This window comes from Nocardiopsis codii (assembly GCF_036327455.1).
Taxonomy (GTDB): Bacteria; Actinomycetota; Actinomycetes; order Streptosporangiales; family Streptosporangiaceae; genus Nocardiopsis; species Nocardiopsis codii.
Map to the genome: position 1 here is coordinate 22990 of NZ_JAUZMY010000035.1, position 21840 is coordinate 44829.

At 75.9% G+C, this 21840-nt stretch carries 17 protein-coding genes; 4 read left to right on the plus strand and 13 right to left on the minus strand.

The genetic code is table 11. The annotated features are described in order from the left end of the window. Window positions 1-215 precede the first annotated feature (215 nt). Both Q8791_RS26610 and Q8791_RS26615 read right to left on the minus strand, forming a co-directional pair. Window positions 216-2378: a CRISPR-associated protein gene (locus Q8791_RS26610; protein ID WP_330094557.1), complete on the minus strand. Its 2163-nt coding sequence runs from the start codon at window positions 2376-2378 to the stop codon at window positions 216-218. A 192-nt stretch (window positions 2379-2570) separates the two neighbouring features. Beyond that, window positions 2571-2963 (minus strand): hypothetical protein, encoded by a 393-nt coding sequence (locus tag Q8791_RS26615; protein ID WP_330094558.1) that lies wholly within the window; start codon window positions 2961-2963, stop codon window positions 2571-2573. Between the two features lie 378 nt (window positions 2964-3341). Between Q8791_RS26615 and Q8791_RS26620 the strand changes: the two genes are divergently transcribed. Next, on the plus strand, window positions 3342-4487 hold the full coding sequence (locus Q8791_RS26620) for a hypothetical protein (protein ID WP_330094559.1): 1146 nt from the start codon (window positions 3342-3344) through the stop codon (window positions 4485-4487). A gap of 89 nt (window positions 4488-4576) precedes the next feature. On the opposite strand, the gene Q8791_RS26625 is transcribed toward Q8791_RS26620, so the two are convergent. The 6 genes from Q8791_RS26625 to Q8791_RS26650 form a co-directional block, all read right to left on the minus strand. Further along, on the minus strand, window positions 4577-6853 hold the full coding sequence (locus tag Q8791_RS26625) for a TIGR03986 family type III CRISPR-associated RAMP protein (protein WP_330094560.1): 2277 nt from the start codon (window positions 6851-6853) through the stop codon (window positions 4577-4579). Next, window positions 6847-7608, minus strand: a complete 762-nt coding sequence (locus Q8791_RS26630) for a hypothetical protein (RefSeq protein ID WP_330094561.1) — start codon at window positions 7606-7608, stop codon at window positions 6847-6849. The genes Q8791_RS26625 and Q8791_RS26630 overlap by 7 nt, the downstream gene beginning before the upstream one ends. Before the next feature lie 108 nt (window positions 7609-7716). Continuing rightward, window positions 7717-9405, minus strand: a complete 1689-nt coding sequence (locus tag Q8791_RS26635) for an RAMP superfamily CRISPR-associated protein (RefSeq protein WP_330094562.1) — start codon at window positions 9403-9405, stop codon at window positions 7717-7719. After that, entirely contained in the window at window positions 9402-11291 is a 1890-nt protein-coding gene (locus Q8791_RS26640; RefSeq protein WP_330094563.1) for a hypothetical protein, read from the minus strand. The genes Q8791_RS26635 and Q8791_RS26640 overlap by 4 nt, the downstream gene beginning before the upstream one ends. Before the next feature lie 82 nt (window positions 11292-11373). Next, window positions 11374-12057, minus strand: coding sequence for a hypothetical protein (locus tag Q8791_RS26645; RefSeq protein ID WP_330094564.1), 684 nt, complete (start codon window positions 12055-12057; stop codon window positions 11374-11376). Then, window positions 12054-13973 (minus strand): hypothetical protein, encoded by a 1920-nt coding sequence (locus Q8791_RS26650; RefSeq protein ID WP_407942062.1) that lies wholly within the window; start codon window positions 13971-13973, stop codon window positions 12054-12056. The genes Q8791_RS26645 and Q8791_RS26650 overlap by 4 nt, the downstream gene beginning before the upstream one ends. Before the next feature lie 238 nt (window positions 13974-14211). Between Q8791_RS26650 and Q8791_RS26655 the strand changes: the two genes are divergently transcribed. After that, window positions 14212-14397 carry a hypothetical protein gene (locus tag Q8791_RS26655; RefSeq protein ID WP_330094565.1) on the plus strand — a complete coding sequence of 62 codons (186 nt, stop codon included), beginning with the start codon at window positions 14212-14214 and terminating at the stop codon, window positions 14395-14397. Between the two features lie 256 nt (window positions 14398-14653). Here Q8791_RS26655 and cas6 read toward each other — a convergent pair whose 3' ends face one another. Both cas6 and Q8791_RS26665 read right to left on the minus strand, forming a co-directional pair. Further along, window positions 14654-15613, minus strand: coding sequence for a CRISPR system precrRNA processing endoribonuclease RAMP protein Cas6 (gene cas6 / locus Q8791_RS26660; RefSeq protein WP_330094566.1), 960 nt, complete (start codon window positions 15611-15613; stop codon window positions 14654-14656). 88 nt (window positions 15614-15701) lie between these two features. Then, window positions 15702-16232: a DUF1697 domain-containing protein gene (locus Q8791_RS26665; protein WP_330094567.1), complete on the minus strand. Its 531-nt coding sequence runs from the start codon at window positions 16230-16232 to the stop codon at window positions 15702-15704. 127 nt (window positions 16233-16359) lie between these two features. Between Q8791_RS26665 and Q8791_RS26670 the strand changes: the two genes are divergently transcribed. After that, on the plus strand, window positions 16360-17436 hold the full coding sequence (locus Q8791_RS26670) for a hypothetical protein (protein WP_330094568.1): 1077 nt from the start codon (window positions 16360-16362) through the stop codon (window positions 17434-17436). Between the two features lie 13 nt (window positions 17437-17449). Here Q8791_RS26670 and Q8791_RS26675 read toward each other — a convergent pair whose 3' ends face one another. Further along, complete coding sequence (locus Q8791_RS26675) at window positions 17450-19243, minus strand: solute symporter family protein (protein ID WP_330094569.1); 1794 nt, start codon at window positions 19241-19243, stop codon at window positions 17450-17452. Next, entirely contained in the window at window positions 19243-19683 is a 441-nt protein-coding gene (locus Q8791_RS26680; RefSeq protein WP_330094570.1) for a DUF485 domain-containing protein, read from the minus strand. Before Q8791_RS26680 ends, Q8791_RS26675 begins: the two co-directional genes overlap by 1 nt. A 526-nt stretch (window positions 19684-20209) precedes the next feature. Here Q8791_RS26680 and Q8791_RS26685 point away from each other — a divergent pair. Further along, entirely contained in the window at window positions 20210-20470 is a 261-nt protein-coding gene (locus Q8791_RS26685) for a hypothetical protein (protein ID WP_330094571.1), read from the plus strand. 169 nt (window positions 20471-20639) lie between these two features. Here Q8791_RS26685 and Q8791_RS26690 read toward each other — a convergent pair whose 3' ends face one another. Next, entirely contained in the window at window positions 20640-21740 is a 1101-nt protein-coding gene (locus Q8791_RS26690) for a GNAT family N-acetyltransferase (RefSeq protein ID WP_330094572.1), read from the minus strand. Window positions 21741-21840 lie beyond the last annotated feature (100 nt).

The window sequence follows — 21840 nt, forward strand, 5'->3', positions numbered from 1 at the left end:
CCGGGGCGATCCACCCGCCGATCCGGCGGCACCCCGGAAAACAGAAGTGGCCGCTCCCGTGGACCGCACCGCAGGCGACGCGGTCGCCCGCCGCCCCTCCGGCGCGGCCTCCGGGGCCCGTCGGCGACGGATGCGAGAGGCCCCGCCCGGAGGGGCGGAAGGGCGGGGGAGGCCGGGGCCCGGCCCCCACGGGTCTCCCCCGGGCCGGGCAGGGCTCAGAGCAGGCTCACATCGGTGTCGAACAGCTCCGGGAGGTCCTCCGGGGAGGCCACCGCCACCAGCGGGCGCAGGGGCTCCCCGAACCCGATCCGCGCCGGGGACCGCCGCTCCTCCTCTTCGGACTGGGTGATCCAGTCGACCAGTTCGACCGCGCGGCTGACGTCCCCTCCGGGCCGGGTCAGGGCCACCACGGTCCCCGCCACGTCGCAGCCCGTGTTGAGGAGCAGGGTCGCCGAGAACACGCTCTGCGCCCACGCGCCCCGGCCCACCGGGTGGGCCTCGCCGCCGAGGGTCCGGCGCCGGGACCAGCCGGGGGCGGCCAGGCCCACGGCGCGGTCGTCGAAGGTGAGCACGAGGCTGGGCCGCTCCTGAGCGGACAGGCACTCCACCGGGTCGCCGAGCGAGTCGTCCATCCACACCCCGACGGGGCCGCCGGCCGCCCGGACCAGGGCGGTGCGGGCGGCGTCGAGCAGGCCGGTGTCGACCTGGCCGCGGGCGGGCTCGCACGCCCTCTCCTCCAGGGGGCCGGCCAGCGGCGAGTACCCCGGCAGGAGCAGCGGCCAGTCCACGCTGGCGCGGCCCTTCAGCGGCACGGCACCGTGGGTCAGGCAGACCACGGTGCGTCTGCGCCCCAACTGGTAGGTGACGCAGGCGCCCGTCCGGCGGGCGGCCAGGGCCAGACCGAGGCTCATGGCCTTGGTCCCGGTGGTGATGTCGACGATCACCGGCCCCGGGGCCGTGCCGGCCCCCTGGTCGGCGATCCACCGGCGGGCGACCGCGGTGACCGCCTCCGTGTCGGACCCGTCCACCGGCTCCGGGGTGAAGCGGACGCGGTCGCGGTATCCGCTCTCCTTCAGCAGGGCCGCCCCGGGGCGGTCCGTGCCGGGGTGCTCGGCCGCGTACAGGGTGCGCGCGGCGGCCTCGCGCATGCCGCCGAGGACGCTCTGCCGGGAGGGCAGGACCAGTGTGCTGGCGGGACGGTGGGCGTGCACGGCGGTCAGGGTGCCCATGCGGCTGCCGCCCAGGGAGGTGACCAGGACGGGACCGTCACCGGCCCCGGGGTGGCGTTCGGGCGGCTCCGCCCCGTCCGGCCGCGCCGCGGGCTCCGTGGGGAGCCGCGCCCCAGCCGTGCCGCGCGGCGGAGCGCCCAGTCCGGGGAAGAACGCCTTGCGAACCTCCTCGAACGAGGTGAGGCGGGCGAGCAGGTCGTCCAGGCTCCACACGTGGACGCTCCGCGCGCTCAGCGCCGGGTTGTACGCGGTGACGCGCTCGCGGAGTCCCGGGACGGCCGGTCCCGAGTGGACGAACAGCACCTGGACGGCGCCGCCGAAGACCCGGCGGGCCTTGGTCACGGTCCACCCGGCACGGGCGACGACGTCGTCGGGGCGGGACTTGGCCTCGACGCACAGCACCCGGTGGCGGTAGCGGACGACCGCGTCGAAGTCGGCGACGGCGCCGGCGGGGTGGAGCGGGTCGGCGACCTGCCGGGGGCCGAGGACCTCGGTCCCCCGGTGGCGGCGCGTGTGCCTCAGCAGGTGGGAGAGCACCCGCCCCTCGGCGACGACCCCCCGGCGGACCGCGGGGCTCATGTCCGGGAAGCGCGCCAGGAGTGCCTGCTTGCCGCCCTGGACGAACAGGCGGACGGGTTCGGGGTCGCGGTCGTCGAGCCAGCGGGCGCCGTGGATCTCCGCGAGGGTGCGCAGGTCGACGCCGTCCCCGACCACCGGGCGCCCCGGGTGCGAGCCGTCGGCGGTGCGCAGGAGGTCGCGCTGGGCGTCGAGGTAGTGGCGCCAGCGGAGGACCTGGGGGTGCCTGTCCCGGGGCAGCGCCTGTTCGTGGAAGAGGGCCGCGGCCACGCTCATCACCTTGGTGCCGCCGGTGTAGTCGAGGAACCAGGGTTCCTCCCCGTTGTCGCGGTGGAACGCGGCCAGGGTGTCGGTGACCGGTCCGAAGTCGTGGGGGTCGGGTCCCACGCTGAGCACCCGCACCGACGCGCGGTCGGTGAGCCGTCCCACCGCGCGGGCGACCCGGCGCGCGACGGGGAGGGTCCCGTCGCTGCCGACCAGGAGGAGGTGGTCGGCGGGGAGCGTGAGCGAGGACAGCAGGGCCGGGGTGGGGTTCTGCCCGACGAGCACGACGGCGGTTCGGGGACTGTCCACGGTGTCCTTCACGGGAGGGATGGGGACGGTTTCGGGACGCCCACGCTACTGGCGGGGCTCCCCTTTCCTCCAGGGAGGGAGACGTCCGGTTCTCCGACGAATGCGAACGGGCGGGAGGGACGGCGGAAACGGCGGAAGGGGCGGGCGCACCCAGCGGGCCGCCGCCCCGGGGGCGGGGCGGCCCGGGGCCGGTCAGGCGCCGACCCTCTCCCCCGCGACGGTCGCGGTCCCCTGGGCCGCTGCGCGCCCGCGCACCGGCGAACCGCTGATCACGAAGGAGCGGCACGCGGTCACCACCCCCTTCCCGTCGCGCACGAGGTCGGAGGGGACGAGCAGGTCCCGGCGCTCGGGATGGGCGGAGCCGACCACGGAGGAGACGATGAACCACACCCCCTCCTGTGGCTCGGGCAGGTTGGCCCTGGTCCGCTCCTCCGCCATCAGCGGGACCCCCGCGACCTCCAGGCCGACGGGTACGCGCACCGCCTCGACCCGGGCCGGTTCGTCGGATCCCGGCCAGCACCGGATGACGCGGGAGCTCTCGTCCACGACCGTCACCGCATGCGGAGTCAGGTTGACCACCGGCATCCGGCGCCCTCCGTTCGTCTCGGTGTGCGACGGCCGGTCGGCGTACCGCGTCCGGCCGGTGCCGCGTCCCGGTCCAAGGCCTTCACCGCAGTCTCTCGGACACACGCGCGGGCGCCCCGCGGGCGTGCCGCACGGGAGAAACCCGAGAAAGGGTTGGGACCCCTGTTTCGGATGTCCTTTTTATGATGATCAGGATTGGTTTATGATGCTCGATAACCTGCCACAACAATTGACATTTCCTCCGTAGTGGCTCTATTTTGCTATACGACCTCCCGTTCACGCGGGGGTGTCAACAGAGGTCTCACGTCTCTTTCGCACGCGCTTTCCCGGAGGGCTGGGAAAGCGACCCGGCCCCGGAACACCCGGGGAGAAGAGTTCGTGAGCACGCACCACTGCTCCGTCTGGGAGCTGTTCGGTTCCGCCGCCTTCCTGCGCGTCTTCACGCGTGTCCTGGGATGCGGGCCGTGCTCCTCGGACGGAACCGCGCAGGGCTGCTCGGGCCACTCCGAACAGTTCTGCGACTACGTCGACCTGTGCGCCGAGCACTGCCCGTGCCCGGTGCACGGAGCGGATCCCGAGAGCGTCATCGCCGTGCGCATGAGACGCGCCGCGCCCGGTGGGACAGGCGTCGACCGCACTGCCGCGCACCGGCTGCGGGACGCCCTGGACGACGTGCGCCGGGACCGCTCCTACAAGAACCTGCGCCACGTCTACCCGCAGAGCGCGCCCGACGGCCGGATCCGCTGCGCGTTCTCCGAGCGCCCGCGCCGCTGGGCGCAGCGCCGCGACGTCGCCCTGGTCGCCACGGACGTGGTCGACCAGGAGGCTCTGGCCATGCTGGTGCTCACCGCGGGCTGGGGCAACCCCGCCGCCGACCTGCCCGAGGACATCCATCCGGGCGAGACGGTCTCCTTCACCGAGGACGGCAGCGCCGTGCCCGTCGCCGACCTGCACGGCCGCACGCTCACGGCCGTCAAGGAACCGCCCATGGTCTCGACCGCCACGGGCGACTACCTGCTGCGCAAGCTGGCCGAACTGGCCGCGGGACGCGACGCCGACCCCGGCCGCACGCCCGACCAGCGGCGGCGCCTCCTGCTCCGCCGCCTCCTTCCCGAGTTGAACGGCGAGGACGTCGCCCGGCGGCTGACCGGCGTCCTGGGCCGGATGGCGACGACCATGCCCCGCCACTTCGAGCTGGTGCAGCGGGCGCGCGGCCGGTCCCGCAGCGCCCCCTACTCCCCCGTCCCCGACTCCCCGTCCCCCGTGGGGGACCCGTCCCTGCGGCGCGAGGTGCTCACCGCGGAGGAGCGGTCCTGGCTGCGCCGGACCGGTCTGGCCCTGACCACGCGGGCCCAGGAGTCGAGGTCCGCCTTCGACGCCGACCCGCAGGGCGCCCTGGAGTCCCTGCTGTGCGGGCTGCTCGACGAGGGCGCCGACGTCCCCGCTCTGTGGGCGGGGGCCCAGGACGACCCCGACCTGCGCGCGGACCTGGTGGAGGCTCTGGCGGAGGCCATCGACAGGTAGGCCCGCTCAGGGGCGGCCCCGGCTCGGCCGGCGGCGTCCGGCGGGGCGGAACCCGGCCCCTGCGGCGGGTGCGCTCGCGCGCCGCCGGCTCAGCCGCCCCGTGCCGGCCCGGCGGCGGCGAAGCGCCCGGCCAGCGGGGGCAGGACCGGGTACTCGGCGAACTCGCGCAGGGACATCACGGCCGTCTCCTCCCAGGGCAGCCGGCCGCGCCACCGGCCTGCCAGGCACACGTCGCGCGCCTGCTCCACCTCCCGCCACCGCCCCGGGCGGGGCACGCCGGGCAGGCGCCGTGCCGCCAGCGCGCCGCCGAACGCGTCGAGGAACCACCCGACCTGGTCGTCGGTGGCGCGGGCGACCCCCGCGGAGGGGTCGAGGTCCAGGGCCCTGGCGCGCCGGTCCACCAGGTACAGCTCCGGCCTCAGGTGCACGCTCCCCATGCCCAGGGACTTGCCCATCCCGAGCTTGTGGGCGTGCCCGGGGTCGGTGGGATCTCCGCCGTCGACCGGGTTGTCGAGGAGCAGGGCGCGCAGCAGCGCGCCGAGTTCCCCGTCGGTGAGGTTGGTGAAGGTGATCCGCGAGTGGAAGGTCAGGCCGTCCCGGAGGGGGACGACGTCGCGCTGGGTGTCGTGGGGCGGGTCCGCCCGGCGTCCCGGGTCCAGCACCGTCAGGCCCAGGTCCTCCTGTGTGCGGACGTCGTACCGGAAGGGGGATCCGCCGCCCCCGCGGTGCCGGTGCAGGTACACCTTGTACCCGCCCAGGCGGACACTCCCCTCGTGCGACCAGGTGACGATGTCGGGCCGGTCCCCGGACCCGGCGCCGGGCCCCTGCACGAGGTAGTTGGCGAAGCATCCCCGCTGGGGTGAGAGCAGGCGCACCCGCAGGGCCGCCCCGCCCGGGTAGTCCGGGTCGGGGTCGAAGGAGAGCGCGTTGCCGAACGAGACGCGTCCCTTGGAGGCCCCGGCCTCCCCCGCGAAGGTGTCGGTGTCACCGAACAGGGCCCGGCACACGTCCACGGGACGGCCCGCCCGGTCGGCCCTGCCGGGGTCGCCGTGCTGGGGTCCGAGCACGGGCCCGGGAACGGCGCGGCGGATCGGGTTGTCCTCGCTGACAGCGATGCGGTAGCCGCCCGAGCGGCCGAAGGACACCACCGATCCGGAGGGGTCGACGTCGAACCAGACCGGTTCGAGGCTGCGTCGGGGCAGCCCTCCGCCGGAGGCCCCGGCCACCGGTTCCCGGGCGGGTTCGGCGCCGCCCGCGCCCAGGCCGTCGGGGAAGGCCGCCCGCTGGTAGCCGGTGACCTGTTCGGCGGACTCGAACAGCTCCACCATGGCCTCGGGGACCCCCAGGCGCCCCGACCGCAGGTCGGTGGGGCGGGGGAAGAGGTAGGCGTTGCGGCGCTCCCCGGCGGCGACCCCGGTCAGCACGACCAGGGCCTGCACGATCCCGCCGCGGCCGAGGTCGCGGACGCTGGTGACCCGGGAGGCGAGGTACTCCCGCGCCTGCTCGGCCGTGGGCGCGACGGCGGCGATCCTTCGCTCCCCCGGCAGGTGGACGGCGTGCACCCACCGGTGCTGGAGCCGCCCGTGCTGCTCGTGCGTGGTGGGCACGTAGGTGTTGCCCCGGGGCGGGTCGGGGAAGTCCGCGACCCCGAAGTCCCAGGTGCGCAGGCTCTCGCGCAGGACCGTGAAGGGCACCTTGAGCGCCTGGCCGGGGTCGGCCGCGAGCGCGGTGGCCGGGACCGCGACCACGTACCAGCGGCCGTCGGGCGGCGAGTGGAACAGGAACCCCTGCCTGGTGCGCAGCCCCGCGCGGTTCCTCCGGTAGTCGGCGTGCTTGCTGGCCATGACCTGCCGGGCGCGGGTGGACAGGCTGCTGTCGGCACTGCCTGGGTCGATGCGCACGGGAGCGCGGAAGAACAGCATCGGTGTGTTGACCGGGCCGGTCTCACCGCCGGTGACCATGCGCACGGTGTTGCGGACGAGCCCGCGCAGTGTGGAGCCGGGCAGGGCCGGCAGGAGGCGGTCACCGTGCGGGAAGCGGATGGACGAGCTGACGCGGCCGCGTTCGGGGGTCTGGCCGACGAACGTGGGGGTGAGCGTCGTGACGGCCAGGTCGATCCACCCCGACCGGGTCCCGTCCACGGTGCGGTCGTGGCTGCGCAGCAGGTCGTCCGTGGCATGGCCGGCGTGCAGGTCCGCGGCGGGCATGGGGGTCTCCGCGAGCGCGACCAGCCCGTAGGGGGCGGTGGCGCGGAACCGGCCGCCCCGCCTCCCCCCGGCGGGGCCGGTGTCCGGGGAGGACGAGTCGGCCGCCTCCGGGAGCGGACTCCCCCCGAACCGGGAGGCGACGTCGCGGGGGCTCACCATCGGCGCTCCGCCTCCCCGACCTCGTCGCCGGTGGCCACGTCGAACTCCGGCCCGGTCGGCTTGGTCCCGGTGCGCATCCCCGTGAGCCGGTGGAAGCCCACCCCCACGGCCCCCGTCCCGGGGTCCGACGCCCAGTACTCGCGCACGGTCAGCCAGGTGCCGGCGCTCTCCAGGGCGGCGCCGCGCCTGCCGGGGCGCGGCCGGGCCCGGCCGGAGAAGTCGGACCATCCCACCGGCAGGACGGCCTGGGATCCCGAGGGCTCGCTGGTCACCGAGAAGGGCACGTCCCCGTCGAGGGTGCGGCTGTGCGCCGGGCCGTTCCACCCCTGGAGGAGGAACGAGCGGGCACGCGGGCGCAGCCACTCCTGGAGCGGGGCGGGGCCGTCCGCGCTGATCCAGCCGTCCTCGGCCCCCTCCCCGAGCCTGATCTGCGCGTGCGGTCCGAACACCAGGACCTCCAGGATCCGCCACCGGTCGGTTCCCGGGTCGGGGGCGCGGGCCGACAGGTGGGCGGTGGAGGGGTGGTCGGAGCGGCGCCAGCGCCCGCGCGGGCAGGCGCCGGTGATACGGCCGTCCCCGAGTTCGGCGAGCAGCCACTGGGGGGCGCCCGGCGCTCCGGGGATCCCGTCGGCACCGGTGTCCAGCAGGCGGCAGCGGGCGCCGTGCGTGAAGACGTCGGCGAGGACGCCCTCCACCTGGCCGCCGTCCAGCCGCCGGACGGCCAGGCCCTCCGGTCTCGGGGGTGTGTGGTCCACCGTCGTTCCCTTCCTGTCGTCGCCCGTCCCGCCCCGCCTGTGGACCGGGATCCGCGCCTCCGGCGGTCGCACGGCCGCGAGGCCCTTTCCCGTCGGCCCCGGACGCGGTCACGGGCCCTCCCCCGCGCCGCTCTCGGGCGCGAGCCGGGCGCGCAGCGCGGACACCCAGCCCCGCGCCGTCGCCGCCTCCCCGCCGGCGGGGTCGAACAGCGCCGTGAGCAGGTCGACCCGGTGCGGCGGTCCGCCGTCCCCCGCATGGGTGGTGAGGGCGGCCCGGGTCGCGGTCAGGCGCCCGTTCCCGCTCCCCGCCCCTGCGCCGAGGGTGTCGAAGGGGACCGTCGCCAGTTCGCGTACGACGAGTGCGAGCAGCCCCAGCACCGCGTCGTCGGGTTCGCGGACGTCCAGCACCACCTCGCCGCTGCCCCCGCAGTGCAGGTCGGTCGTGAACAGCCGGCCGTCCACCGCGTCGCCGAACAGGGCGTCCACGGTCAGGCGGGTGGTGGTCAGGGACGCCCCGCCCCGGAGGTGCGGGGCGGAGCGCAGCCGGACCCGCGAGGGGTGCGGGACGGCGGTCCCGGGGTCGGTGTCCGCCCCCCACCAGTGTGCGTGCCACCCCCGCCAGCGCGGTTCCTCCGCCCCGAGGTGCTCGGCCGCGTCCCGGGCCAGCCTGCCGGCGATCCTCTTGAACAGCGCGAACAGGGCGGTGTCGCCGAGTACCGGGGCGAGGCGGACGGAGGCCTTGTCCGGGTCGGACACGACCGGGCGGTGCCGGTGCGCCCGGTCCACCGCGCCGAGCCTCTCGGGCGCGGGCACGTCCCCGACCATGAGCAGGCCGGGTCGGGGTTCGCGCGAGGACGGGTCGGCGGGGGGTGCGGAGGCGCGCCGACGGTCGTCCTCCGGTCGGGGGCCGCGCGCGGAGGGGACCGCTGGCGCGGGCTGCTCGGCCACCGCCAGCGTCAGGTGGAGTTCGGCGCGGCGGCGGTGGTCGCACAGGTCGGCGCGGGCGGCCACATGGGCGGCGGTCGCGGCCCGCCCCTCCGCGCGCAGCCGGACGTCCAGGGCGGTGGACAGGTCGGCGGGGGCGTCCCCGAGCGCGTCGGCGCCGCGCTCCCAGCGTTCGGACCAGGTGCGGGCGTGGTAGGCGAACCAGGCGTGCTCGTCGGTGAGGTCGTGCCGCTCCACCGCCCAGTGGGTGGCGCGGACCGCGCCGTAGCCGCGCCCGGTGCGCCCGCCGACGCGGATGCCGGGGCCCTCCCCGGCGAGTCCTCCGGCGGCCAGGACCAGCAGGGTGAGCAGACGCGCCTCGTCGGCCGGGGAGGGCACGCGCAACCGCAGATGGGCGGTGAACACGGTCCCCGCAGGAAGGACCTCCCACTGCCACAAGCGGCCCGGCCGGACAGTGCCGCCCGCCGGGTCCACGCGGGTGCCGACCCGGACGGCGAGCGTCGTGTCCTCGGGCAGTTCGGCGGCGGCGTCGTCGACGTCCAGTGCGCTGGTGAGGGGCCCGTCCGGTCCTGGACCCGGTGCGGAGCGGGACTCGGCGGCGCCGAAGAGCTCGCGCACCCGACGGGGGTCCCCCGTGCGTTCGGCGAGCTCGTGGCGCAGCAGCCCGGCCAGGGTGGTAGCGCGCAGACGCGGCACCCCCGTCCGCGGGTCCCGGTCCACGTGCAGGTCCACGTCGCTCTCCGCGGCATGGCGGGGGACCGCCTGCGCGGCGCCGACGTGGGTGTCCGACAGCAGGCACAAGCGGACGGCGACCTCCCAGAGGAGACCGGGACGGGTGTGGTCGGTGCTCAACCGGGACCCCCCGGCGCGTGGTCGCCGTCCTGCGCGGCGCGCAGGAGCCTGGCGGCCTCCGCCAGCCAGGAGGAGACGAGGACCAGGGTAAGCCGGGCCGCGGCCCGCCGTTCCCAGGCGCGGGCCCGCTCGGAGAGCCCGCCGGGGTGGTCGCCGGGAGGCAGGCCGTCCGGCAGGGAGAGGTCGACGGCGGCGATCGCACGCGCGTAGTCCGTGCTGTGCGGGGGTTCGGGCCGGTTGTCGCGCCACCAGGCGACGGCGTCGCTCCCGCCCGCCAGGGATCCCAGCCAGGACTGCACGGACACGGGGCCGGGCCGTCCGGGCCGGGCCAGCCGGGCGCGGGCGAGGGAGCGGACGGCCCGGTCGTGCAGGACCTTGTGCGCGCCCGCCCGGTCGGAGCCCGTGTGGCCGTGGGCGCGTCCGGCGACGGTGCGGCCGAGGGCGGACAGGGCGTCGTCGGGGGTGCGGTGGGGGTGGACGACGACCTCGCGCAGTCGGCCGAGCAGGCTGGGGGTGAGGGGGGCGAGCCCTCGGACCGAGTCCCGGACGAGGGCGCGGGCGTGGTCCCGGACCGGCTGGGAGGCGGCGTTCCACAGGAGTTGGTCGTAGAGCGCGGCGAGCGGTCCCTCCTCGTCCGGGTCCGGGTCCGGGACGGAGGCGGGGATCGGGGCCGGGGCTCCGGCGGCGCCGGAGGGGGCGGAGTCCCGCACTGTGGACGGCGGGAGCCCCGCGTCCCGCGGACCCGCCGCGAGCGGGACCGCTGTCGGCGCGAGGGGGCGGGGTTCGCGGGGCGGGGCGGGGAGCAGCGTGAACTGGCCGTGGCCGTCCACCGCGCGCTCCCCCAGCGGGTGCGCCTCCAGGTCGCGGGCCTGGTCCGCGGTCAGGCCGGCCTCCAGCCGCAGCCGGACCACGGCTCCCGGCCTGGCCGCCCACCGCTGGGCCATCGGCCCCCGGTAGCCCCGGTGGTAGGCGCCGAGGAGCCCGGCCTCCACGTGGCAGGCGAGCACCCGGGCCCCGGCGCCGGGGAGGCGGCGGGCGAGGAGGTCGAGCACGGCGGGCGCCAGTGCCCCCGGACTGGCCTGACCGTCCTCGCCGACCAGCAGCGCCGGGGAGAGCAGGAGGAGGTCGACGGGGGCGCCGGGGGGCCAGTGGCGTGCGCCGAGGGGCGCGACCCGGTCGGGTGACAGCAGCCGGTCGGGGTCCGCCGGGGCCACGCGGACGCCTCCGTGGGCCCGGGTACCGCCGGAGCCGAGCGTGAGGGTCCCGTCGGCCCCGGCGAGGACCGCCACGACGCGCTCCGCGAGGTCGCGGAGCGAGGCGGTGTCGGGGGCGAGCAGCTGCCAGCGGGCCTCGAAGACCTGGCCGGCGTCGACGCTGGTGGTGAAGAAGGGGACGCCCTGGGCACGCTCCCCCGTGCGGGCCCGCCCGAGGTACTGCTCGGCGGTGGTGCTCACGACCGCGCGCAGGGAGCGGTCCAGGGTGATGTGGTCGCGGACCGCCCGGTAGGGGGTGGCGGGGTCGGTGTCCCCGAACACGTCGACGGTGGTGTCGCCGTTCTTGCCCGGCGTGAAGAGGTGGGCCGGGGCGGGGTAGGCCACGACCGCCCTCGGTGGCGCGCAGGCGTCGGGGAGGCCGGGGTCGGCTCCCGGTTCCAGGCGCGGGTAGGCGGGGGCGAAGCGGAGCCGGTCGCCCCGCGCCACCCAGTCGCGCAGTTCGCGCTCGCGACCGGCGCGCTGGAGGGCCGCGGCGAGCATCCCGCGCTGGGCTCGCCCGCTGATCGAGTGCTCGGAGTCGATCCGCAGCGGGTCGAAGGAGGTGCGCACGGCCAGGGTGTCGGTGAGCACGTAGCGCAGCGGCAGGTATCCGCTGACGGGAAGGGGGTTCACGCACCCACCCCCGCACGCGGAGCGGTGCCCGCGGCGGGGACGGGGCACGGACCGGGGGACGCGTCCTGGAAGGGGCCGGTGTTCACACGCGTAACCCTTCCCGGTCCGGCTCCTTGTTCACCGGTGCGGCCAGTAGAAGCGTGGTCGCGTGGGGATCGTCCCCGTCCGCCGCCGCCAGGCGCACGTCCACCCGGCCCCGGCCGCGCGTGGTCCTCAGCCCGATCCGTGTGGTGGCCAGGCAGGCACGGGCCAGCAGCCTCCAGTGCTCCTCGCCGGGGGCCGTCGCCCAGGTCAGCGCGGAGGACAGGGTCAGCCCCGGCAGGAGCACCCGGTTCGTGCGCAGCCGCCCCGGTTCGGGGGCCCCGTCCGGACCGACCCCGGTCCCCGACTCCAGCGCGGTGTAGGCGTCGGTGACCGCACGGCGCAGGGTGGTGCGCACGGGTTCGCCCCGACCGGCGAGGGCGCGTACGACCGCCGAGCGCACGTCGTCGTCCAGGACGGCGTGCCCCACCCGCAGCATCCGGTCCGCACCGTGGGAGCGCCCCCGGCCGAACACCTCGTCGCAGGCGGCGGCCAGCTCCGGGGCGACCGCCAGCGCACCGGCCGCCCCCGCGCGCAGGCGTGCGGCGAGGCGGTGGCGGGGCAGGTAGGGCAGGCCGTGCTCGTCGGTGACCACGTCCGTGTCGGCGCCCGTGCCGTCCGCGCTCGCGCCCACGAACAGCGCGGGCGAGGCCAGGTGGACGACGATGCGGTCCGGCGGGCTCACGGGCGCGCGCCTTCCCGCGGTCGCGCGGGCCCCGGGCCTGCGGCCCCCGCCCGTTCCCGTGGTCGGGGCCGGTGGGGGTCGAGTGCCGCCGCCAGGCCGGGATCCAGGTACAGGTCCATCATCTCGACCGCGTCGAGCAGCCCCCCGGGCGTCCAGTCCCGGGGAAGCTCGACGGGGGCGCCGGTCACGTGTGCGCGGCGGGCGAGTTCGGGTCCGGGGTCGGTGCCCGACTCCAGCAGGGGCACGAGGGCCGAGACCAGCCAGCCGCGCTGCCGGGTGTCCCCGCCCGCGAGCAGGCTGCCGGGGGCCGTCCCGGAGAGGTACCGGTCCAGGAAGCGGGTGAAGCCGGTCCCGGTCAACGGCAGTCCGGTGCGGGGGACGGGGGCGGCACGGGCCTGGTCGAGCCGGCGCAGGACCCGGTCGACACCGTCGAAGCGCGTCGTCCAGGCGACGGCGTGCTCGTCCGGGGTGCCGGGGTCGGCCTCGGCGAGCGCGACCCTGTGCTGCTTGGCCCGGTGGCACATCGCCTCGCACAGGTCGTAGCCCAGGGAGAGGGGCGCGCCGACCGGCTGGACCGCGACGCCGACCCCGACCGTGGGCACGAAGGTGGTGTGCGATCCCCCGTCGTGCCCACTGACGGTCCGGCCCGCGCCCGGCGGGCCGCCGTGGGCCGCGGCGAGCGCGCGGTGCAGTGCCACCCGGGGGTCGCGGGGGTCCCCGATCCGCTCCGGGTCGGCGTCCAGCCAGTCCAGCGCGTAGCGCACCAGGCTCAGGGCGAGGCGGGCGTCGCACAGGACGGTGAGGTCGTCCCCGGCGACCACGATGGGGCGCACCGGTATCCGGACGGGGCCGGGCGGCGCGTGGTAGAGGGTGACGGGCCGGGTGGCGCCGGCGCCGGGGATGGTGGGGGCCTGTCCGGGCCCGGCGTGGACGGTGGCGGCCACCGCGCGCACCAGGACCCGGGCCAGCCCCTCGGTGAGTCCGGCGATGCGGCTGGAGAGGCGGCGCTGGGCCATCGCGCCCGAGCCGGGCACGCGGGGGTCGCCCGCGCGCTCACGGTAGGCCCCCAGGATGATCCCGAGCCCGTTGACGTCGATGTGGACGACCGCGAGGCGGCTGACCTCGCCGTGGTCGCGGCCGAGCCGGTCGACCTCCATCGGGAGCGCGAGTGCGGGGGCGCCGGTGGCGGTGGCCGCTCCGGCCAGCCAGGCGGCGCTGTGGGCGCGGTGCCAGCGGCGGCCGATCCCGCGGGCCCGGGCGACGTCGGCGGCCACGCGCTCGTGCACGTCGGCGTGGTCGTCCTGGGCCCGGCTGCTGTCCACCGACTCGGCCGGGCCCCCGCCGACGGAGCAGACGGCGGTGATGCCGTAGCCGTGGGCGGGGGTGTGCAGCGCCGACATGTGCCGCCTGGCCTCCCGCAACCGCTCCGGGAGGACCGCCAGGGCCTCGTCCACACCGGAGACCGGAGCGCGGACGCCCCCGGGGGCCGCCACGGGTCCGGGACCGTGGCCGGTCGTCGGCGCCGCCGGGGTCGCGTCCCCGGCGGCGCCGTAGGGGACGTGCGCGACCACGGGGGTCAGGTCGCCGGCGCGGTCGCGGAGCCGCCGTGTGTAGCGGGCGGTGAACTCGCGTGCCGACCCCGCCTCGGGGAAGACCGCGGTGAGCGCTCCTCCCGCGTCGCGCAGCACCACGCAGTTCGGCGGGACCAGGTCGGCGATCCCGTGCTCGGCGTCGGAGGTGTCGGTCAGCTCGGCGACGAGCGCCGCCCGCCCCACGGCGTCCAGGATGCGGCGCCCGCTGTACACGTAGGCCTGGATGCCGCGCAGGTCGACGCCGACCACCACACCGCTGGGCGGCGGCCCCCCGTCGGCCGGGTCGGCGCCGGGCGGGCGGTGCGGTGCGGGAACGGAGGTCACCGTGTCGAGTCTCCTCGTCGGCGGGTGCGGGGCGGGGCGCGGGCGGCGCGGGGCCGGGCTCCTGGGGACTCCTCTCGGACGGTGCCCGCCTTCCACCGGCCGCGAGAATCCACGGATACCAGCTGCCGGCCCCGGGGTCACCCCCACGGCCGCGGTCGGCCCGTTCCGGTCGGCCCGGCGGGAGCGCTGTCCGAGAGAGCATGGGTGCACGGCCCTTCCCCGGCACGGAGGTCTCCCCATGGCACCCCACACGTCCGAGACGATCGCGCTCCGCGACCGCGACCAGCACGCTGTTCCCGCGGCCCCGGACGCGCCGGAGCTCGTCCCCCGCGAACTCGTCCCGCACCTGCGGGGGCTGGCCCGCGCCCTCCGGGAACGGGACGCCGGGCCGACGGCTCGGGACGGAGGGGACGCGCGCGGTTGAGCCGTGCGGGGCCGGTCGGCCCCGCGGGCCGGCCCGCGCCGGTGCGCGTCCGGGCACCGGCGTCGGCGTCCGGCCTCCCCCGGCCGCACAGGACGGGCGGTCCCGGGGGCGGGGACGGTGCACGACGGGGCGGAGGGAGCGCCGGCTCCCACCCCCGTCCACGGGGTGGGAGCCGGTGGGACCGGGGAGACCGGGGTCCCTGGTGGGTCACCGGTCCCCGCCCGCCGTCCTCGGGCGGGAACCGGCGGTCTGTGGGTCAGTCGAACAGCGTGCCGCCGAACTCCTCCACCTCGGCGACGGCGTGGGCGTGGGTGTCGCCCACCCGCTGGGGGGTGCGCCGGGGCGTGCGGTTCGACACCCGGCGGGTGCGGGGAACCGACATCTCCACCGGCGGTCGGCCGCAGGTGACCGTGTCCACGTGGACGGCGCCGAACCCCTGCGCGGTGTACTTGCCGGCGCCGGCGAGTTCGAGGAGTTCGAGGAGGGTGGCGAACGCGTCGGTGTGCCGCCGGTCGCCCCCGGCCATGTCCAGCCGGATGCCGCCGTGCCAGCCCAGGACGGTGCGGTTGTCGGCGTGGTGGTGCTCCGCGAGCCGCACGTCCTCGCCCTCCAGTGGCGAGCGCCGCACCTGCGCCATACCGCCCAGGACGAGTTCGAGCCAGGCCTCGGCGAGGGCGGGCGGGGCGAACCTGGCCACGGCGCCGACGGCTCCGCTGCCTCCGACGATCCCGCCGCCGGAGCGGTGCACGGCGCCGAAGAGGCGCCGCGGACTCGGCCAGATGTGCGGGATGCGCTCACCGGTGGCGTCGCGGGTGGTCATGACGATGGGCGTCCGGCTGCGCACCTCGGCGGCGCGCACCGCGGACGGCCCCCTCGGCTCGACGAGCATCTGGGCGTAGGTGCGCTCGTGCGTGCGCGTCACCGAGAGCGGCACCAGCAGGTGGTCGCCGATCCGCTGCGGGTCTCCGACCAGGCCCTCGGGGTCCAGCGGGGGCGGGACCTCGTCGTCGAGCCAGGTCAGCGTCCAGTGGTGCAGCCGGTCGCCCAGGGGGAGCGGCCAGCCGTTCATGGACCACCGTTTGGCCGCCGCGTGCTCCTCGGGGGACTGCGGCCACCACCGGTTGAGGAGGCCGTGGCAGTCCTCGGGCCTGATCGGCCGTGCCGTGTCCGACAGGTCACGCAGGATCACGGTCCACCGTCTCGGCACGGACACCACCCCTTCGCGTGGTCATGACGGCGTCCGGTGCGCGCCGTCCTCGGTTCACCGAGGACTTCTCTCGGACAGTCGCGGGACGGCCCCTCCCTCAGTCCCCGGCCATCTCCGCCAGGCGCAGCACGGTCCGCCAGTTGCGGCTCGTGGTCGTCCCGTCGACGTGCCGGGCCACGACGGCCGGCAGTGCGGCGAACCTGATCCCGTCCTCGTGGCAGGTGTAGACCTGGGCGCCGACCACCGCCATGCGCTCCTTGGGGTGGAGGGAGAGGTCGATCCCGGCCAGCCCCTCGGTGTCCACGGTGCCGGTGCAGAACAGGACGAGGAACTTGGAGGGGTCGGGGACGTCGAAGGGGTTGGCCGCCACCGCGGCGCGCAGTTCCGCGGCGGTCCGCACCGCGGTGGGGACGTCGTGCCCGAGCACGTCCCTGATCCCGGTCCTCACCCTCTCGGCCACGGCCTCCGGGTCGGCGTCCGCACCGCTGAAGACGGCGTTGCCGCTCTGCACGTAGGTGGCGACGCCGGTGTAGCCGAGGTCCTCCAGCAGGGACCGGAGGTCGGCCATGGCGATGCGGCGGTGTCCGCCGACGTTGATCCCGCGCAGCAGTGCGACGTACCTGGTCATACCGTCCAGCCTGCCGTCATCGGCGCCCTCCCGCAACCGGCCCGCACCGCGCCGTCCGCCGCCTTCCGGGGGCGGCCCGCAGCCCGGCCGGGGGCGATGGGTGCGTACGCTGGCACGCGTACGCGGAGTGCCCACCGCAGCCACCGCCCCGACCGCACACGACACCGGAGACGCCGTGCCCCGCCTGAGCCACACCTTCGACATCACCGCCGTGGACCGCGAGGTGGTCGAGCGGATCGTCGCCGCCCTGCACGAGGTCGCCCGGAGCTGTCGGTTCGACGACCGCGGGTGGCTTCTCACGCCCGACGAGGAGACCCTGGTCCGGCTGGAGAAGCGGGCCGACGAACTGGGGCTGGTCGACCACGAGGCGGCCGAGGAGCTGCGCGGGGAACGCCTCGACGCCGCCGCCGGACTGCGCGAGGGCACCCCCCGGACGGAGGCCGAGGCCGACGAGCTCGCGGTGGCCGCGGCGCGGACCGCGCTGCGGCTGCTGAACGGGTCGCACCTGGAGCCCCGGAGCCACTACCTCCTCACCGAACTCTCCCCCGAGGGCGTGCGCGTCGAGCCCGCCGACGACGGCGAGAAGGGGTGGAGCGGCACCGGGCTGACCGTCACCGCCTGGGACGAGGAGGGCACCTCGTCCCTGGACTTCGGCATGCCCGACGCGGTCGGCGGCACCGAACCGCCGGTCACCTGGGGCAGCGTCACCCATGACGGGCCCGCGGGGCTGCTCACCGGGACCGGTGAGGTGAAACTGCCCGGGCGGGGCGCCTGGCTCCGGTCGGCCACGGGCGAGCTCCGCTTCTCCACCGGGGACTGGTACACGTCGGTGGCCGGCCGGGGCGGCGACCGCCCGGCCCGCCTGCGCGCCGACCACGCCATCGCCGCGGTCGACGCCTGGCTGGCGCCGACCGCGGGCGAGGACGGCCGCTGGTCGGTGGAGGCGGTGCTGGACGTGCGCGGCAAGGGGGTCTTCCGCCCGGTGGTGGCCGCCTCCGTCTGGGCGGCCACCGCGTCGTTCCGGCGGGCCGAGCGACGCGCAGCCAGGCTCGGCACCGAGGAACCGACCACCCGGCAGCGGCTCGACCGTTCCGCCCTCGCCTGGGACAGGATCGCGCGCAACGCGCCCCGCCTGCCGGAACTGCTGCACGACCTGGCCGGCGCCATGGCCGCCGCGGGCCCCCGGGAGGGGTCCCGGGACTGATCCCGGGCGCCGCTCAGTCCTGGTCGGCGCCCCAGCCCGTCAGTGAGCGCACGCGCAGCTCGGTGAACCGCGCGGTGTCGCGCTCGGGGGAGAGCAGGCTTCCGACGATCGCGCACGCGAACCCGATCGGCACGGCGACCAGGGCCGGGTTCTCCATCGGGAAGACCTGGATGTCGATCCACGCGGGCAGCACGGACAGGTTCTCGCCGGTCACCGGGTCGGTCCTGCCCGACATCACCGGGGACAGGAGCATGAGCAGGATCGTGGCGGACAGCCCGCCGTAGACACCCCACTCCACCCCACGGGTGTTGAAGCGCCGCCAGAACAGGGTGAGCACGATGACCGGCAGGTTGGCGGCGGCCGCGATGGCGAAGGCCAGCCCCACCAGGAAGGCCACGTTCTGCTCCTGTGCCTGGACGGCCAGCACGATCGAGACCGCGCCGACCAGGCAGGCGGAGAGGCGCGCCACCGCCACCTCCTGCGACTCCCTGGGCCGTCCCCACATGAGGATGTGGCCGAACAGGTCGTGCGCGATGGAGGACGACGAGGCGAGGGTCAGGCTGGCGATGACGGCGAGGATCGTGGCGAGGGCCACCGCCGAGACCAGCGCGAGGAGCACGGCGGCGCCCGCGGGGCCGGCCGTCATCCGCCCCACCTCCTCGGCGAGCATCGGGACGGCCGAGTTGCCCGACGGGTCCAGGGCGAGGATGCGCTCGGAGCCCACGAGGGCGGCGGCGCCGAAGCCCAGCGCCGGCGTCATCAGGTAGAAGGCGCCGACCATGACGATGGTGCGGTGCACGGAGGCCCGCGCCGACCTGCCGTCGGGAACGGTGTAGAAGCGGATGAGGATGTGCGGCAGCGCGACGGTGCCGAGCACCAGTGCCAGCCCCAGGCTGATCAGGTCGAGCTTGTTGAACAGCGTCCGGGCGGCGTCGCCGGGCACCTCCACCCCGAACCTCAGCCCCGGTTCCAGGAACGCCCCGCCGTGTCCGCTGGCCTCGGCGGCCCCGCCGAGCAGGGCGCGCGGGTCGAAGGAGAACAGGGCCAGCACCAGGACGGTGAGCAGGCCCGTCGCGCCCAGCAGCGCGACCGCCTTGATGATCTGGAGCCAGGTGGCGGCCTTCATCCCCCCGTACATGACGTAGACGATCATCAGCACGCCCACGAGCACGATCGCCCCGGTGCGCGCCTGCTCCGCGCCCATCCCCAGGAAGGTCCCGCCGTCGTGCAGGCCGAGCAGGACCGCGACCAGGGCCCCCGCGCCGACCATCTGGGCGACGAGGTAGAACACGCACACGGTGACGGTGGAGACGGTGCAGGCCAGGCGTACCCGCATCCGCCGCATGCGGAAGGCGGGCAGGTCGGCCATGGTGAAACGGCCGGTGTTGCGCATCAGCTGCGCCATGGGCAGCACCAGCAGCCAGGCCACCAGGAAGCCGATGGAGTACAGGAACCCGTCGTAGCCCTGGAGCGCGATCATCCCGGCGATGCCCAGGAAGGACGCCGCGGACAGGTAGTCGCCGGTCAGGGCGAGTCCGTTCTGGGTGCTGGAGAACCCGCGGCCGCCCGCGTAGAAGTCGACCGCTCCCCGGGTGGCCCGAGCGGCCCGGACGGTGACGGCGAGGGTGACCAGGACGAAGAGGGCGCACAGGCCGATCGTCCAGGCATGGGCGGCGCCGAACTGCCCCTCCAGGGCACTGCCCAGCACGGCCGCCGTCCCGGTGTCGACGGCGGACCCCTGTGCGTGGGCGGTGCCGTCCCCCGTGACGGCACCGCCCACGACTCCCCCGGCGGGTGCGGCGGCCATCAGCGCACCGCCGTCCCGGCGCCCACGTCGCCCGCCCGGTCACGGATCTCCTCCGCGAGCGGGTCGATCGCGCGCTCGGAGAAACGGACGAACGCCCAGGCGAGCACGAACGTGAGAAGGAACTGCCCGATTCCCATGACCAGTGCCACGTTGACCGAATCGACGATCTCGATGCCCATGAAATCGCGGGCATACGCGGACAGGACGAGATAGGACAGGTAACAGAGAAGGAATGACGACACCAGCAGAACCGACTGGATCGCGAATCTCCTTCGGAGTTTCACGAAGCGCGGATCGACCGAGATGCGCTCGCACGCGTGCGCCGCGATCGCGCGCGCACGGCGCCGCTCCGCCTCCGACCTGCCCTCCCGCGCCTGTGGGGCCTCCCCTCGGCCCCCGTCGACACGCCTTCTGTACGTGCCCTCCATGTACTCGACCACGATGCCCCCGCTCCTCGACCGGACCCCGCTCCCCACGGCGCCCGCCATTCACCGGTGCGCCCCGACGGGCTCCCCTCACCGGATATCCAGGACGGAGCACCGCCACTCGGCGCTTCACCCCGGATTGGCAACACCCTAACCACGCCCGCCACTCCGCGTTCACCGAATTCACACATCGAGTTCCGGGATTTCGGGACACCGACTCGGAGAACCGGACGAAGAAGAGGGAAGTCGATCACGCGGCCCCATAACACCCCGATGCCATTTCCGGCCGAGCGGCGGAGGTTCCGGAACCGCCGCGCGCCGCGGGCGACCGGGATCACAGCCCACCGCACCCCCCGCGGACCCGCTGGTCATCAGGGCCCCACGGGTCACGCGTTGGCGCATGTGTCGCCGGTCTTCGCTAGGCTTCGGGACGACCCCGAACCCATGACGGAATCCCGGCGTTCAGCCGCTTTCCGCGTTCGTACAGGTGTATGATTATGGGGTCCGCACATTCACGCGATACCGAAGGGAAATCCCCGCCGTGGTCACCGAGGTCTTCACGCGCAAGTACTGCGATCCCCACGCCGTCCGCGAGGAGAAGGTCGAGGCGAGTGAGGTCATCCAGTTCGCCTGGGACGGCGCCGTCCGCGAGGTCGACGCCTGCGGCGAGTGCTTCAAGGAGCACGAAGCCCGCCTGGAGCCCCTCGTCGACTACTCCCGTCCGGTGAAGAAGCGCCGCGTCACCAAGAAGTCCTCCACCGAGGACACCGCGAACGGCGACGACGCCGCGGACAGCGAGTAGCACCAGAGACCTCCGGGGAACGGACTCCCGTGCCCCAGGAGACGCCTCATCGCGTTCAACCGCGAGCGGGGGCGGCGACACCCCCAGTGGTCGCCGCCCCCGCGTCCTTGTGGCGCCGGTCCTGCCGTGCGGGGCGCGCGCCCCGCACGGACCCGGCGCGCCGGGTCCGTCAGCCCTGGCCCATCAGCCGGGCGACCCGTCCGCCGGGACGGGTGGCGCCGCCCGGCCCGCCCTTGAGCGCCTCGGCGACCGGCACCCGGGCGTGCACGTACGAACCGCCCTCCCCCTGGAACCGCACGGACGCGCCGAAGCCCCGCATGATCCGCATCATCGCCGTGTTGGCCAGCGTGGTCTCCGCCCGCACCTCGGCCAGACCCCAGTCCGAGGCGATCACGATCAGCGCCCGGGCCAGGGCGGTTCCCACCCCGCGCCCCTGCCAGGAGTCCTCCACCAGGAAGGCGATCTCGCCGACCCCCGGGTCGAGGGTGTACATCAGGTGTCCGAGGGCGACGGGCTCCTCCTCGCCATGGGGGCGCACCCCCAGCGTGAGGCCGCGCTCGGGGTCGCAGAACACCCGCAGCATGTGGGGGCTCAGCTCCGCCATCCCCGCGAAGTAGCGGCTGCGCACGGTCTCCGGCGAGCAGCGCCGGTGGAGGTCGCTCAGCGCGGGCGCGTCGGCCTCGCGCACCTGGCGCAGGGACAGTCCCCCGCCCTCCGCCGTGCGGATCGTCCGGTCCGTGGGAACCGGCCCCGTCGAGGGCATGACCGAGCGCACCAGCGCGTCGGCCCGGCTCGACTCGGTCCAGGTGAAGGCGTGCGACCGCCGTCGCACGAGGACGCCGCGGAGGGGTCCGACGGGCACCAGCACGGTGGTGCCCGGGGCCGCGTCGGCGGTGCCCTCGGCACGGGTCAGGTTGGTCCAGTGGGCCTCGTCCGCGAGCAGCAGCTCGGCCAGGGCGTCGGGGAGCCCGTTGGGGTGCGCCCGCAGCCGTGCGGTGAGCAGCAGCGCACGGGTGACGTCGTCCCCGACCTCGCGCCGCTGGGCGGGGACGGCCGTGACCGTCCCGGTGGGGCAGAGCTCCCCGATCGCGCGGACCGCGGGGCCGTGGTTGCCCGGGATGTCGACGACGAACTCGTCGACCACACCGGCCACGTCCGTGTGGATGGAGAGCCCGACGATGTCGCCGCCGCGCCGCGCGAGGGCGTCGACCACCCCGGCGAGTCCGCCCGGCCGGTCCTCGACAGCCGTCCTGATGCGCCAAAGGCTCACTGCGACCCTCCCTGGGAGAAGGTGCACCCGCCGCCGCGGAACGACGCTGTTCCGCGGCGGCGGGACGCGCACCGACGTGGGTCCAGAGTGGGCGACGAAG

What these genes read in the sequence shown, in the direction of transcription:
- Q8791_RS26625 (WP_330094560.1), bottom strand. Translation starts at nt 6,853, where the DNA reads ATGGTGAGCCCCCGCGACGTCGCCTCCCGGTTCGGGGGGAGTCCGCTC.
- Q8791_RS26665 (WP_330094567.1), bottom strand. Translation starts at nt 16,232, where the DNA reads ATGACCAGGTACGTCGCACTGCTGCGCGGGATCAACGTCGGCGGACAC.
- Q8791_RS26615 (WP_330094558.1), bottom strand. Translation starts at nt 2,963, where the DNA reads ATGCCGGTGGTCAACCTGACTCCGCATGCGGTGACGGTCGTGGACGAG.
- Q8791_RS26655 (WP_330094565.1), top strand. Translation starts at nt 14,212, where the DNA reads ATGGCACCCCACACGTCCGAGACGATCGCGCTCCGCGACCGCGACCAG.
- Q8791_RS26675 (WP_330094569.1), bottom strand. Translation starts at nt 19,243, where the DNA reads ATGGCCGCCGCACCCGCCGGGGGAGTCGTGGGCGGTGCCGTCACGGGG.